10 protein-coding genes and 3 tRNA genes are annotated in these 13,653 nt (G+C 52.1%); 11 read left to right on the top strand and 2 right to left on the bottom strand.

Annotation, left to right across the window (positions count from 1 at the left end; all coding sequences use genetic code 11):
* The first annotated feature begins 45 nt into the window (after nucleotides 1-45).
* Nucleotides 46-1,416 carry an adenylosuccinate lyase gene (purB, locus tag H3L95_RS10555; protein ID WP_003755700.1) on the top strand — a complete coding sequence of 457 codons (1,371 nt, stop codon included), beginning with the start codon at nucleotides 46-48 and terminating at the stop codon, nucleotides 1,414-1,416.
* 1,075 nt (nucleotides 1,417-2,491) lie between these two features.
* Here the strand turns inward: purB and glmS are convergent.
* A complete protein-coding gene (glmS, locus tag H3L95_RS10550) occupies nucleotides 2,492-4,330 on the bottom strand; it encodes a glutamine--fructose-6-phosphate transaminase (isomerizing) (RefSeq protein ID WP_003755698.1) in 1,839 nt (612 codons plus the stop codon).
* A 368-nt stretch (nucleotides 4,331-4,698) separates the two neighbouring features.
* Here glmS and H3L95_RS10545 point away from each other — a divergent pair, with 368 nt between their 5' ends.
* The 5 genes from H3L95_RS10545 to prmC all read left to right on the top strand — a co-directional run bounded on the left by H3L95_RS10545 (nucleotide 4,699) and on the right by prmC (nucleotide 10,844).
* The gene (locus H3L95_RS10545; protein WP_003766405.1) at nucleotides 4,699-4,965 is read left to right on the top strand and encodes a DUF3079 domain-containing protein; all 267 of its coding nucleotides are present in this window, start codon (nucleotides 4,699-4,701) and stop codon (nucleotides 4,963-4,965) included.
* Between the two features lie 487 nt (nucleotides 4,966-5,452).
* The gene (gene dinG, locus H3L95_RS10540; RefSeq protein ID WP_003755689.1) at nucleotides 5,453-7,603 is read left to right on the top strand and encodes an ATP-dependent DNA helicase DinG; all 2,151 of its coding nucleotides are present in this window, start codon (nucleotides 5,453-5,455) and stop codon (nucleotides 7,601-7,603) included.
* 75 nt (nucleotides 7,604-7,678) lie between these two features.
* On the top strand, nucleotides 7,679-8,785 hold the full coding sequence (locus H3L95_RS10535) for a tetratricopeptide repeat protein (protein ID WP_003755687.1): 1,107 nt from the start codon (nucleotides 7,679-7,681) through the stop codon (nucleotides 8,783-8,785).
* A gap of 91 nt (nucleotides 8,786-8,876) precedes the next feature.
* Nucleotides 8,877-9,965: an SEL1-like repeat protein gene (locus H3L95_RS10530; RefSeq protein WP_182096150.1), complete on the top strand. Its 1,089-nt coding sequence runs from the start codon at nucleotides 8,877-8,879 to the stop codon at nucleotides 9,963-9,965.
* 51 nt (nucleotides 9,966-10,016) lie between these two features.
* Nucleotides 10,017-10,844, top strand: coding sequence for a peptide chain release factor N(5)-glutamine methyltransferase (gene prmC, locus H3L95_RS10525; protein ID WP_003755684.1), 828 nt, complete (start codon nucleotides 10,017-10,019; stop codon nucleotides 10,842-10,844).
* 68 nt (nucleotides 10,845-10,912) lie between these two features.
* Here prmC and folD read toward each other — a convergent pair whose 3' ends face one another.
* Nucleotides 10,913-11,764, bottom strand: coding sequence for a bifunctional methylenetetrahydrofolate dehydrogenase/methenyltetrahydrofolate cyclohydrolase FolD (gene folD / locus H3L95_RS10520; RefSeq protein WP_003755680.1), 852 nt, complete (start codon nucleotides 11,762-11,764; stop codon nucleotides 10,913-10,915).
* Between the two features lie 238 nt (nucleotides 11,765-12,002).
* Between folD and H3L95_RS10515 the strand changes: the two genes are divergently transcribed.
* From H3L95_RS10515 to H3L95_RS10495, 5 genes are all read left to right on the top strand, one after another.
* A tRNA-Pro gene (locus H3L95_RS10515) sits at nucleotides 12,003-12,080 on the top strand.
* A gap of 29 nt (nucleotides 12,081-12,109) precedes the next feature.
* Nucleotides 12,110-12,186: transfer RNA gene (locus tag H3L95_RS10510), tRNA-Arg, on the top strand.
* Nucleotides 12,187-12,196: 10 nt separating this feature from the next.
* A tRNA-His gene (locus H3L95_RS10505) sits at nucleotides 12,197-12,272 on the top strand.
* A 231-nt stretch (nucleotides 12,273-12,503) separates the two neighbouring features.
* Nucleotides 12,504-13,025, top strand: a complete 522-nt coding sequence (locus tag H3L95_RS10500; RefSeq protein WP_040667922.1) for a hypothetical protein — start codon at nucleotides 12,504-12,506, stop codon at nucleotides 13,023-13,025.
* A 247-nt stretch (nucleotides 13,026-13,272) separates the two neighbouring features.
* A complete protein-coding gene (locus H3L95_RS10495) occupies nucleotides 13,273-13,626 on the top strand; it encodes a hypothetical protein (protein ID WP_003755674.1) in 354 nt (117 codons plus the stop codon).
* Nucleotides 13,627-13,653: the final 27 nt, after the last annotated feature.

Raw genomic sequence — 13,653 nt, 5'->3', positions numbered from 1 at the left:
CTGTTTGATTTAACCGTTTGACCGACCTACCGACAGGACTCCTACATGATCAACCCTATCGCTGCACTTTCCCCCCTAGACGGCCGCTACGCCAAATCCGTTGAAGCATTGCGTCCGATTTTCTCCGAATACGGCCTAATGAGGGCGCGCGTCAAAGTCGAATTGAGCTGGCTAAAAGCCCTCGCCGCCGAACCGAAAATCACCGAAATTCCCGCCTTCAGCGATTTCACGCTTGCCGAAATCGACAAAGTCATCGAAAACTTTTCATTGGAAGACGCAGCCGCCGTCAAAGCCATTGAAGCGACCACCAATCATGATGTCAAAGCCATCGAATACTGGCTCAAAGAACGCTTCGCCGGCGTACCCGAAGTCGCCGCCGCCAGCGAGTTTATCCACTTCGCCTGCACCAGCGAAGACATCAACAACCTGTCCCACGCCCTGATGCTGCAAGAAGCACGCGAAACCGTCATCCTGCCGAAACTTGCCGAAATCATCGAAAAACTCACCGGCATGGCGCACGATCTTGCCGCCGTCCCCATGATGAGCCGTACCCACGGCCAGCCCGCCACGCCGACCACCTTGGGCAAAGAAACCGCCAACATCGTGTACCGCCTGCAACGCCAGTTCAAAAACCTTCAGGCGCAAGAATTCCTCGGCAAAATCAACGGCGCGGTCGGCAACTACAATGCCCACATGGTCGCCTATCCCGACGTAGATTGGGAAACCCACTGCCGCAACTTTGTCGAAATCAGCCTCGGCCTGACCTTCAACCCCTACACCATCCAAATCGAGCCGCACGACTACATGGCTGAATTCTTCCAAACCCTCAGCCGCATCAACACCATCCTGATCGACTTCAACCGCGACGTTTGGGGTTATATTTCATTGGGTTACTTCAAACAAAAAGTCAAAGCGGGCGAAGTCGGCTCTTCCACCATGCCGCACAAAGTCAACCCCATCGACTTTGAAAACTCCGAAGGCAACCTCGGCATGGCAAACGCCGTATTGGGCTTTTTATCTGAAAAACTGCCCATCTCCCGCTGGCAGCGCGACCTGACCGACAGCACCGTCCTGCGCAATATGGGCGTAGGCGTAGGCTATGCCGTGTTGGGTTTCGCCGCCCACCTGCGCGGCCTGAACAAGCTCGAACCCAACCCCGCCGCGCTGGCCGCCGATTTGGATGCCACTTGGGAGCTGCTCGCCGAACCGATTCAAACCGTGATGCGCCGCCACGGTGTTGCCAATCCTTACGAAAAACTGAAAGACCTGACGCGCGGCAAAGGCGGCATCACGCCCGAAGTGCTGAAAGTCTTCATCGAATCGCTGGAAATCCCCGCCGAAGCCAAATCCCAACTGCTCGCCCTGACCCCCGCGCTCTACATCGGCAAGGCAGAAGAATTGGCGAAACGGATTTGATGCAGCCTTGATGATTTGAGATTGAATCGAAACAAAAGGTCGTCTGAAAACCAAGATTCAGGTTTTTCAGACGACCTTTCGTCATATTAAGAGTAGCGTGGGCTTTGCCCACGACTTTCAACCCAGACATCAGAATCCAATCATTTCTATTCATTCGTGGGTAAAACCCACGCTACGGGCTTAGTTTTTGATACGGAACTCGCCACCAGCTGTCATTCCCGCCCCCGCCTACGCGAGGACAGGCTACGGCGGGAATCCATCGGAAATTTGAAGAAACAGGTGCTTGAAAAACATTTGCCGAAATTCAAAAATGGATTCCCGCCTGCGCGGGAATGGCGGCGTGGACATTGCTGATTTGAATTGACTATATTCAGCGGGCAAAGCCCACGCTACGGGGTTTGGTTTATCTAAAGCGTATTTAGATTAATATAGTGGATTAAATTTAAATCAGGACAAGGCGACGAAGCCGCAGGCAGTACAGATAGTACGGCAAGGCGAGGTAACGCCGTACTGGTTTAAAGTTAATCCACTATAAAAAGGTCGTCTGAAAACTGGGAAACCTAAGTTTTCAGACGACCTCTTTCAATCTCAAACCTGCCTTCTTAATCGGATCAGGAAATGAATAAAACACCGTCAAAACAAGCCGTAGCGCGGGTTCTACCCGCGAAACAGATGCAAGGTCAACTGCCCGATTCAGACTGACGGATAACAAACTTCGTGGGCAAAGCCCACGCTACGAGGTTTGGCTTATCTCAGACGTGTTTTGATTAATCAAGGTCGTCTGAAAACTTGGGAAACCAAAGTTTTCAGACGACCTCTTTTCAATCTCAAACCTGCCTTCTTAATCGGATCAGGAAATGAATAAAACACCGTCAAAACAAGCCGTAGCGCGGGTTTTACCCGCGAAACAGATGCGAGGACAACTGTCCGATTCAGACTGACGGATAACAGACTTCGCGGGCAAAGCCCACGCTACGGGTTCGGTTTATCCAAAGCGCGCGTCGATTTAAAAAAGGTCGTCTGAAAACTTTGGTTTCCCAGTTTTCAGACGACCTTTTACCGTTCAAATCGGGCTTTATTCAACCGTAACCGATTTCGCCAGATTGCGCGGTTTGTCCACGTCCGTACCGCGTGCGAGGGCGGCGTGGTAGGACAAGAGCTGCACGGGGATGGTGTGCACGATCGGCGAGAGTACGCCGACGTGGCGCGGGGCGCGGATGACGTGCACGCCGTCGGTGGCGTTGAAATTGCTGTCCAAATCGGCAAAGACGAAGAGTTCGCCGCCGCGTGCGCCGACTTCCTGCATATTGGCTTTGACTTTGTCCAACAAGCCGTCGTTCGGCGCGATGACGACGACGGGCATGTTTTCGTCCACCAATGCCAGCGGGCCGTGTTTCAATTCGCCTGCGGGATAGGCTTCGGCGTGGATGTAGGTGATTTCTTTCAGCTTCAGCGCGCCTTCGAGGGCAATCGGGAAGTGGATGCCGCGGCCTAAAAACAGTGCGCTGTTTTTCTTGGCGAATTTTTGCGCCCATGCGGCGATTTGCGGCTCAAGGTTGAGAACGTGTTGGATGCTGCCGGGCAGTTGGCGCAGTTCTTCGACGTATTCGCGCGCTTTTTCGGCGGAAACCAAACCGCGCTGTTTGCCCAGCGTTACCGCCAAGCCGAACAATACAACCAGTTGCGTGGTGAACGCTTTGGTAGAAGCGACGCCGATTTCTGCACCGGCGCGGGTGTACAGTACCAATTCGCTTTCGCGCGGTAGGGCGGATTCCATGACGTTGCAGATGGACAGGCTGTGTTTGTGCCCTAAGGATTTCGCGTATTTCAGGGCTTCCATCGTGTCCAAGGTTTCGCCGGATTGGGAGATGGTGATGATCAGTTGTTTCGGATCGGCAATCACGTCGCGGTAGCGGTATTCGCTGGCGATTTCGACATCGGTCGGCATTTTGGCAATGGATTCGAGCCAGTATTTGGCGGTCAGCGCGGCGTAGTAGGACGTGCCGCAGGCAAGGATTTTGATGCTGTGGATGTCGTCGAACACTTCGCGTGCCTTTGCACCGAAGTTTTCGGGTTCGAAGCCGCCGTCAAGGAAGACTTCGGCGGTATCGGCGATGGCGCGCGGTTGTTCGTGGATTTCCTTTTGCATGAAGTGGCTGTATGGACCCAATTCCAGCGAAGCGAGCGACAACTCGGATACTTTGACGGTGCGTTGGGTTTCAGCACCGGTTTTGTCAATGAGTTTGTCGATGCCGTTTGCGCTTAGAAGGGCGATGTCGCCGTCTTCCAAATAGGCGATGCGGCGGGTGAAGGCGATGACGGCGGATACGTCGGAGGCAATGAAGGTTTCTTGGTCGCCCAATGCCACCAAGAGTGGGCAGCCCATGCGTGCGACCACCATTTCTTCGGGTTTGTCCTGCGCCATCACGGCGATGGCGTATGCGCCGTGGAAACGGGCGGTGGCAGCGCGGACGGCTTCAAACAGTTTGCCGCCGTTTTGGGTGTATTCGTGATTGACGCTGTGGGCGATGACTTCGGTGTCGGTTTGCGATTCGAAGGTGTAGCCTAAGGATTGGAGGCGTTCGCGTTCGGCTTCGAAGTTTTCGATGATGCCGTTGTGGACGACGGCAATCATGCCGCCGGAGATGTGGGGGTGGGCGTTGGGTTCGGTTACGCCGCCGTGGGTCGCCCAGCGGGTATGGCCGATGCCGATATGGCCGAACACGCCTTTTTCGCGCGCGGCGTCCTCCATCAGCTGCACGCGGCCGACACGGCGCACACGCTTGATTTTGCCGTCCATGTTCACGGCGATACCCGACGAGTCGTAGCCCCGATATTCAAGGCGTTTGAGACCGTCGGTCAGAAAATCGACTACATTGTGATTGGCGCGGATGGCGCCGACGATACCGCACATATAAGTTCCTTAGTATCTAAAGTTGAAAAAAGACAAGACGCCGGCTTCCGTACGCCTTGCCCGCACATTATATCAGAGCGTAATATATCATACTGAATTTTAAAGAAATTAACAGTAAATCCAACTGATTGATTGCTTTAAAAATAGTTTCAAATATCAGGCTTTCCGCCGTTTGAGTACCATATGGCGGATTAGTTTTATCGAATAGGTTGATATGCTGTTCGTATAAATATAGCATGAATCGGCTGGCTATTTCAGACGACCTTATACATTTCTTAACCATCCAGCGTAAAAAGACGTACAAAAACCAAGCTGTCGCAATTGAATCATTTATAATTTCATGAAAATAAAAACAAGGATTTCACACCATGGCAAAAAAATTCCCCATCTTCCCCAAAGCGCCGGAGCGCATCTGCTGGGGTTGCGACAAATATTGTAAAGAAGACGATTTGCAATGCGGCAACGGCTGCGAGCGCATTCAGCACCCCATCGAATTGGACGGGCGCGAGTGGTATAAAAAAGGCGACTGGAGCAATTTGTTGAGCGAAGAGCAGCAAATCGAACTGGGCTTGAAAGAAGCGCCCAAACCCGCCAAGCCGCATATCAAACTGCCGTTGCGGAACAAAACGGCTTAATCCCGCCAAGCTTAAGGGGTCGTCTGAAAACCGAAGGGGCGCAGTCATGCGCCCTTATTTTTATTTCAACGATGCACCAAGAAATTGACCCCACCCGCCCCAAACCGCCGCAGCCCATCTCCCTAGCAAACATACTTAACTTTAAATACGATATCTCATCAAATTCCGTCATTCCCGCCCCCGCCTACGCGAGGGCAGGCTACGGCGGGAATCCATTTTTGAAATTCAGAAACTGTTTTCCAAATCAAGATTTCTAAATCAAGATTTCTCAAGTTTTACGATGGATTCCCGCCTGTGCGGGAATGACGGCAACAGAAACGACAAAGGTTCAAACCTCCAATCCCGATGTGGATTGCCTTAAGAAAAGGTCGTCTGAAAACGCCAAAATATGCTTTTCAGACGACCTTTCCCATCTCTCCCGAACCCGTCCGCGAAAAATGCTAAAATAACCAATTCATAAGCAAATCCACCTTTTCAGACGACCTCAATGCTCACCGATTTAGAAAAAAACGCCATCCGCGACCATTACCAAAATATCGGCAAAAACCTGCCCGGTTTCCGTCCGCGCGCTTCGCAGCGGGAAATGATTGCGGCGGTTGCCAACGCTTTTTCGCGGACTTTGACGCGCGAAGAAGGCGGCGAGCCGCCCAAGCGCGAGGGCGAGAGCATTGCCGTGATCGAAGGGCCGACCGGCGTGGGCAAATCGCTTGCCTACCTGCTCTCGGGCGGCATTATGGCGCAGACGCGCGGCAAGCGGCTGATTGTGAGCAGCGCGACGGTTGCTTTGCAGGAGCAGCTGGTGGACCGCGATCTGCCGTTTCTGGTTGAAAAAAGCGGTTTGGAGCTGACCTTCGCGCTTGCCAAAGGGCGCGGCCGCTATCTCTGCCCCTACAAACTCTACCAACTCACGCAAAGCAACGCCCAGCAAAACCTGCTCGGCTTCGAAGCCCCCGCCGTGTTGTGGGACAGCAAACCCAAGCCCGAAGAATTGAAGCTGCTGCGCGACATCGCCGACGAATTTTCCGCCCGTCGGTTCAACGGCGACCGCGACACTTGGCCGGAAAAAATCGACGACACCATCTGGATGAAGGTGAACAACGACAACTACGGCTGCCTCAAAACCGCCTGCCCCAACCGTCCGGAATGCCCGTTTTATCTTGCCCGCGACACGCTGGAGACCGTCGATGTCGTCGTAACCAACCACGATTTGCTGATGGTCGACATCAGCATGGGCGGCGGTGTCATTTTGCCCGACCCTGAAAACAGTTTCTATTGTATCGACGAAGCGCACCACCTGCCCAAAAAAGCACTCAGCCAGTTTGCCGCTGAGCATTCGTGGAACCAAGCGGTGTGGGCGTTGGAAAAACTGCCGCCGGTTACCGGCAAAATTGCCGCACTCACCGACAAAGGCGAGTTGGCGAATCTTGCCGACGAAGCCGCCGCCGCGCTGCTCGAAAGCCTGCACGAATGGCAGTTCCACCTCGCCGAAGAGCCGTCTTTGAGCTTGGGGTCGTCTGAAAATGACAGACGGACCAACAGCGAACCGACTTGGCTGTGGGAAGACGGCAAAATCCCCGAAGGCCTCGAAACCACCGTTTCCAACACCGCCATCGCCGCCCGCAGTCTTTATAAACACATCAACAGCCTCAACGACGCCCTGTCCGCCGCCCGCCGCGACAAAGACCAAAACAGCGCGCAAATCGACCGCCTGAGTACCGAATTTGGCGTATTCCGCGCCCACATCGAACAAATCACCGCCACATGGGATTTACTTTCCACTGTCCCACTCGAGGGCGAAGAACCGCTGGCAAAATGGATAACCCGCCGCGCCGACGACAAAAACGACTACATTTTCAACGCCAGCCCCATCAGCAGCGCGTCCCATCTCGCCAACAGCCTGTGGCGGCGCGCGGCAGGCGCAGTGTTGACCTCCGCCACCCTGCAATCCTTGGGCAGCTTCAACCTGATCCTGCGCCAAACCGGACTGCAATGGCTGCCCGAAACCACCACCCTCGCCCTAGAAAGCCCGTTTGATTTCGACGCACAAGGCGAACTCTACATCCCGCCCGTGCATGCCAGTCCCAAAGACCCCGCCGCGCACACCGCCGCCATCGTCGAATGGCTGCCCAAGCTCATTTCGCCCACCGAAGCCATCGGCACGCTCGTCCTGTTTTCCTCGCGCAAACAAATGCAGGATGTCGCCCTGCGCCTGCCCGAAGACTACCTGCCGCTCTTGCTCGTACAAGGCGAATTGCCCAAAGCCGTCCTCCTGCAAAAACACCACCAAGCCATAGAAGAAGGCAAAGCCAGCATCATCTTCGGACTCGACAGCTTCGCCGAAGGACTCGACCTGCCTGGCACCGCCTGCGTGCAAGTCATCATCGCCAAACTCCCCTTCGCCATGCCCGACAACCCCATCGAAAAAACCCAAAACCGCTGGATAGAGCAGCGCGGCGGCAACCCCTTCATCGAAATCACCGTCCCCGAAGCCGGCATCAAACTCATCCAAGCCGTCGGCCGCCTCATCCGCACCGAACAAGACTACGGCCGCGTGACCATCCTCGACAACCGCGTCAAAACGCAGCGGTACGGCCAACAATTATTAGCCAGCCTGCCGCCGTTTAAAAGGATAGGTTGAAACCCATAAAAAAGTCGTCTGAAACCAGATTTCCAATTTCAGACGACCTCAACACAAACACAATCAACACATACCATGAACAAACTCACTTTCATCGCCCTGCTTATCCCCCTGCTGGCTTCCTGCGGTTCGGCGTCTCCTAACATGCCCGACCGCGATTACACCCGCACCCATCCCGCACCCAAAGCATTCGACCCCAACCGCACCCAATACACCTGCGCCACTTGGACACCGCCGTCCGACACTGATGCCGAAGCCGAACAATGGTATCGGGCGGCAACCTTACTCCATGCCCAAAGTTGGCGCAGAACCGCGCAAGAGTTGCAGGACATGGTGATTCTGTACGAAGCGGCGGCAAGTCGCGGACATTACCGTGCCATCAACAATCTCTACCTGCTCTACACCGGCACCCAAGGTGCGATGGGGGATTTGTTTGACCAACGTCCCGACCGCGCCCGCAAATGGTTGCATTATGGTCTGGAGAAGGATTGGGCAATAGCATACTACTGGCTGTTTGACTCCTTGTATGACGGCCATGCAGGTTATTACGACCCGAAACTCGGTCTTGCCTACCTGCAAAAGGCAGTAGAATTAGGCGTCCCGTTGGCGCAGTATGAATTGGCACGGATTTACGATATAGAGCTCAAAGATTTAAAAACCGCTCAAGTATTGCTTGATTGTGCCGCTAAGCAGAAATTTTCAGCGGCAATGTATGAATTGGGAATGTTGAAGGCAATGGACGGCAAATTAGATGAGGCACTGTCACTGATGCACAATGCCGTACGGTATGGAGGCGAAAAAGGGGGAATATCAGCCTTAATATTGACAGACATTTTTGGGGAGTCAAAAGGTTTTATGCAGGAATTTTCCGCTCTCCCTGCCGACCCCGTTCGAATAGCAGCCTATCATGAACTATATGTAGCACTTCAAGGCACGGACACTACCAGCGGCAATATCTTCTACACCTTCCCGCGTCTAGATGAAGTCCTCCCTCTGCCACCAGCCAAAACCCACTGGAAAGGCATCTATTCCGCAATGAGTAAAGAAGACGCGGCGTTCTACCAAAATCCGCCTGACACCGCCGCCCTTGCTGCCGATATCCTCAAACGCGGTATCGTCAAAAAAGAAGACGTCTATTGGCTGCCGCGCCCTCCCGAGCCTCCCGAAGATCACGGGCTGTAATTGGAATCAAGACACAACATTTAAAAAAGGTCGTCTGAAACCTGATTGCCAGTTTCAGACGACCTCAACACAAACACAATCAACACATACCATGAACAAACTCACTTTCATCGCCCTGCTTGTCCCCCTGCTGGTTTCCTGCGGTTCGGTTTCACTTTCCCAATCCGACCGCGATTACACCCAGACCCATCCCGCACCCAAAGCCTTTGACTCGAAGCGCACCGAATACACCTGCGCGACTTGGACGCTGCCGTCCCCGCCCGATGCCGAATCCCATCTTTGGTATCGTGCCGCCACTCTGCTGGATGCCAAAGACTGGCGTATGAACAAACAGGAATTTCAGGACATGATTGTCTTGTACGAAGCCGCGGCATCAAAAGGGCATTATCAGGCAATCAACAACCTTTACCTGCTCTACACCCATGTGCAAGGTTCGACCGGCATCATGTACAACCCCTTGCACAACCGCGCCCGAAAGTGGCTGCACTACGGTCTGGACAAAAACTGGGCGATGGCAAACTATTGGCTGTTTGACGCGCTGTACGAAGGCAATGCAGGTTATCGCCGTAATCCGCAACTTGGTCTTGCCTATCTGCAAAAGGCGGTGGATTTGGGTGTGCCGCTGGCGCAGTATGAGCTATCACTGATTTACGATAAACAGTTTAAAGATATGAATACTCGTGAGTTACTCCTTGGTTGTGCTGCCAAGCAGGGTTTTTCTGCTGCCATGGAAGAATTATCTAGGATCAAACGAATCCGTTATGAAAACCTACAAGAATCTTTGCTGCTGATGCACAACGCAGTGCGCCAAGGAGGAGAAGGAGGTGGAGGAGCTGCTTTAAAGCTAAAAATGGTCTTTGCTAAGAATAAAGAACTTATGGATCAATTCTCTGACATCCATGCAGACCCTATCCGAGAAGCAGCTTATAAAGAATTGAAAGTTGCTTTGAAAGGCACAGGCACCCAAAGCGGCAACCCCTTCTACACCTTCCCGCGCCTGGACGAAGTCCTGCCCCTGCCACCTGCCAAAACCCACTGGAAAGGCATCTACTCCGCAATGAGCAAGCAAGATGCAGCGTTCTACCAAAATCCGCCTGACACCGCTGCTCTTGCTGCCGATATCCTCAAACGCGATATCGTCAAAAAAGAAGAAGTTTACTGGCCGCCGCGCAAAGATTAAGATAAACAGGACTCCTCACCGTTACCCGTACAAACTCAGGACAAACACGACATGACCTTAGACCAATGGCTGCGCCATTCGCAGTTGCCGAGACTCGAAGCCCGTATGTTGCTGCAACATGCAGGCGGTTATAGCCGTGTGCAGTTGGTCACGCAAGGCGCCGATCCGCTGCCGGAAGCAGTAGCCGCGCAACTGGATATCCTGCAGGCACGTCGTCTGAAAGGCGAGCCGATGGCGTATATTTTGGGCGGACGGGAGTTTTACGGACGATGGTTTGAAGTCGGTCCCGACGTGTTGATTCCCCGTCCCGAAACCGAGCATTTGGTGGAGGCGGTTATCGGGCATCTCCCTGCAAACGGACAGGTTTGGGATTTGGGAACGGGCAGCGGGGCGGTTGCCGTGACGGTGGCGTTGGAAAGAAAGGATGCGGCAGTGCGCGCTTCCGATATCAGTGGCGGAGCGTTGGCGATTGCCCGTAAAAACGCGGAAACTCTGGGCGCAAGGGTCGAGTTTGCATTGGGTTCGTGGTTTGAGACGGATAAGACGTCGTCTGAAGACAAACACCGCTTCGATGTCATTGTTTCCAATCCGCCTTATATCGAAGCCGGCGACGAGCATTTGAGCCAAGGGGATTTGAGATTCGAGCCGCAAACGGCGTTGACAGATTTTGCCGACGGCTTGAGCTGTATTCGAGAGCTGGCGCAGCGCGCGCCGGAGTTTTTGAAAGAGGGCGGATGGCTGCTGCTGGAACATGGTTACAACCAAGGCACAGCAGTGCGGCAGATTTTGACGGCAAACGGCTTTGCCGAAGTCAGTACGCAACAAGATTTGGCAGGGCTGGACAGATTGACTTTAGGCATGTTCCGCCACGTCGAATAATGTTTTCCAGCGGTTGAACGTGAAGCCTCCAATCTGCCGCCTGCCGTATCGTGTCAGTTTACAGTGGTTTAGTCATGCAGTGTCGCAGCATGTAAAGTATTTTCCAATAAAGTAGCAATCGTCATCGGACCGACCCCGCCGGGTACCGGGGTAATCATGCCCGCCCGTTCTTTTGCCACATCAAATTCCACATCGCCGCACAGGCTGCCATCTTCCAAACGGTTAATCCCGACATCAATCACCACCGCGCCGGGTTTAATCCATTCCCCTTTGACAAAATTGGGAATCCCGACGCCTACCACCACAATATCGGCAGCCCCGACTTCCTTGTCCAAGTTTTCCGTCGCGCTGTGGCAAATCGTTACCGTGGCGCGGGCAAGCAGCAGCTCCAATGCCTGCGGGCGTCCGACAATATTCGATGCCCCGACGACCACCGCCTTCTTGCCTTTCGGATCGATGCCGTAAGCCTCCAGCAGCGTCATCACACCCTTGGGCGTACAAGGGCGCATCAGCGGCATTTTTACCACCAAACGACCCACGTTATAAGGATGGAAACCGTCCACATCTTTGTCCGGATGGATACGCTCCAAAACAGCCTGACTGTCTAAGCCCTCAGGAAGCGGAAGCTGCACCAAAATACCGTCTACTTCCGCGTTCCCGTTCAATTCATCAATCAGCTTCAGCAAATCTTCCTGAGAAGTCGACGCTGGCAGCTCATAAGACAATGACCTGATGCCGCATTTTTGGCATGCCGATTTTTTGTTGCGGACATATACGGCACTGGCAGGATTGTCACCGACCAACACCACGGCCAAACAAGGCGCGCGCAATCCGGATTCAAGCCGCTTGGCTACCGCAGCGGATACCAGCTGCAAACGCTCCTGCGATATTTTTTTACCGTCAATCAATTGGGCTGTCATGAAATTTCCATTTGGTTATCAATAAATAGCAAGCGTAATTATCGCATTTTTAAACCGATTTGGCAGTCGGATAACAGCAAAAACCGAAACTGTATTTTTGAACGGCATTACACCCGGTATGAAGTAGGCAAAAAATTAAATTTTAAATAAAAATAAACAGATAATTTAGAAAAAAGAAAAATGATCTCAAATTGGATTGACAGGATTTCGGCGTATCTGTATATTCCCATTCTTCAGTCGGGGCGTAGCGCAGCCCGGTTAGCGCATCTGCTTTGGGAGCAGAGGGTCGTGAGTTCGAATCCCACCGCCCCGACCACACAAAAAATTCAGCACGAATCGGCATGAGCGCCCGTAGCTCAACCGGATAGAGCACCGACCTTCTAAGTCGGGGGTTACAGGTTCGATTCCTGTCGGGCGTGCCAAAAGTTAATGGTGGCTGTAGCTCAGTTGGTAGAGCCCTGGATTGTGATTCCAGTTGTCGTGGGTTCGAGCCCCATCAGCCACCCCAAATAAAAAATCCTGCATGGCAATATGCAGGATTTTTTATTGTCTATTGCATTTCAAATAGAGGTTGGACTTTTGTATCATCTGTGAGAATTGAAGTATTTGGCTTTTGAAGTGTCGTGGTATGTAAGATAAACTTTTAGGTGACTTTGAGGTCGTTTGAAAACAAAACTTCTGAGGAAAACACAGTGTTTCTGCGAAGCTGAAGACTCACATGGAGAAAAGGAGAAGCATCATGCCCATCCCTACACACTTGCAGCCATATGTTCAAGCCGAAAGTCTGCATAGTTTCGACGGTATCGAGTACCGTTTTGCCATAGCCCATAATGGTTCAAACCGTTTCTACATCCGTTATTACGGTGAATTTTACGACGACCTGATCACCGATACAGACAACGCTCCGGTTAAAGTTGTCGCCGTTGAGCCTGAAAGCGGGCAGGAAATTCTACTGTTTGATGGCGGTAGGCACGGCTACAATGCCATGTTGTGCGATGAACATTCTGAAGATTTTCTGAATAATCGCCCCCTGCAAGATTTGGATGACACGCTGTACCAAATTGAAGTTCATGCCTTCTTCAATATCGACTATGAAGCCGAACGCGAAGATTTTTGCGATGAAAACGGCAAAATAGAGCTGATAAATGGTGAAATTATAGATTTTGATCGCCTACGGCAGGATGGTATGGATGCGATTACCATTGAGCTTATTGATCCTCAAGGGAAGCGGCGTGAAATCGTGAGGGAAGAGTTGGCATAATTTGCCGGTTGAAGGAGCAAATCGAAATATCGCTGTATTTCACTAAAACCAACCGCCATTCGTGACAGGAGAAGTAATTGACCAATATAGTAGGCTGACTGATACAGTAAATTTGAAACTATTTACTGGGGATGCTTAAGAAGCTTACAGATTTTAGTGAATCCAAAAAAGAGAGAACTTTAAAGAAGTTTTTAAACGCCGGCTTCGGGGCAATAGTTTTTGAAGCAATAACATAGGAAAAAAGAAAATGAAAAGATTGTTTATATTTGCTCTAGCTTGCTTCGCCACTAGCTGTACTTTAACCCACAAAGTCGAATCATTGCCTGATGCAGAATTTAATCAACCTTATTCAGTAAGCGTAAACTTTACCGGCGGGCTTAGACCATATCCTGACTCTTTTCGCGCAACCATTACGCCTGAAGATTCGGGTTTATCTGTTTCCTCTGTAACTGGGAAATGGGATAATGAAACGGTTATTTCCGGAACCCCAATAACCAAACAAGATATTACGGTTGAAATATCTTATTATGTAAGAGGCGCAGTAGGCTGGTTTGAAAGTAAGGATCAGAAGAAATTTTATCAGATAAAAATTAAAGAATGAGGTGAGGTAATCTGAAGGCAGCGTGAT

The sequence above is a fragment of the Neisseria sicca genome (genome assembly GCF_014054945.1).
GTDB classification, from domain to species: Bacteria; Pseudomonadota; Gammaproteobacteria; order Burkholderiales; family Neisseriaceae; genus Neisseria; species Neisseria sicca.
The sequence above is the reverse complement of the archived record's forward strand: the minus strand, read 5'-3'. Positions and strand labels throughout refer to the sequence as shown.

Excerpts from the sequence above, each read along its gene's own strand:
- H3L95_RS10500 (WP_040667922.1), top strand. The coding sequence starts at position 12,504 with ATGCCCATCCCTACACACTTGCAGCCATATGTTCAAGCCGAAAGTCTG.
- H3L95_RS10495 (WP_003755674.1), top strand. The coding sequence starts at position 13,273 with ATGAAAAGATTGTTTATATTTGCTCTAGCTTGCTTCGCCACTAGCTGT.
- H3L95_RS10535 (WP_003755687.1), top strand. The coding sequence starts at position 7,679 with ATGAACAAACTCACTTTCATCGCCCTGCTTATCCCCCTGCTGGCTTCC.
- purB (WP_003755700.1), top strand. The coding sequence starts at position 46 with ATGATCAACCCTATCGCTGCACTTTCCCCCCTAGACGGCCGCTACGCC.
- dinG (WP_003755689.1), top strand. The coding sequence starts at position 5,453 with ATGCTCACCGATTTAGAAAAAAACGCCATCCGCGACCATTACCAAAAT.
- prmC (WP_003755684.1), top strand. The coding sequence starts at position 10,017 with ATGACCTTAGACCAATGGCTGCGCCATTCGCAGTTGCCGAGACTCGAA.
- H3L95_RS10545 (WP_003766405.1), top strand. The coding sequence starts at position 4,699 with ATGGCAAAAAAATTCCCCATCTTCCCCAAAGCGCCGGAGCGCATCTGC.
- glmS (WP_003755698.1), bottom strand. The coding sequence starts at position 4,330 with ATGTGCGGTATCGTCGGCGCCATCCGCGCCAATCACAATGTAGTCGAT.
- folD (WP_003755680.1), bottom strand. The coding sequence starts at position 11,764 with ATGACAGCCCAATTGATTGACGGTAAAAAAATATCGCAGGAGCGTTTG.
- H3L95_RS10530 (WP_182096150.1), top strand. The coding sequence starts at position 8,877 with ATGAACAAACTCACTTTCATCGCCCTGCTTGTCCCCCTGCTGGTTTCC.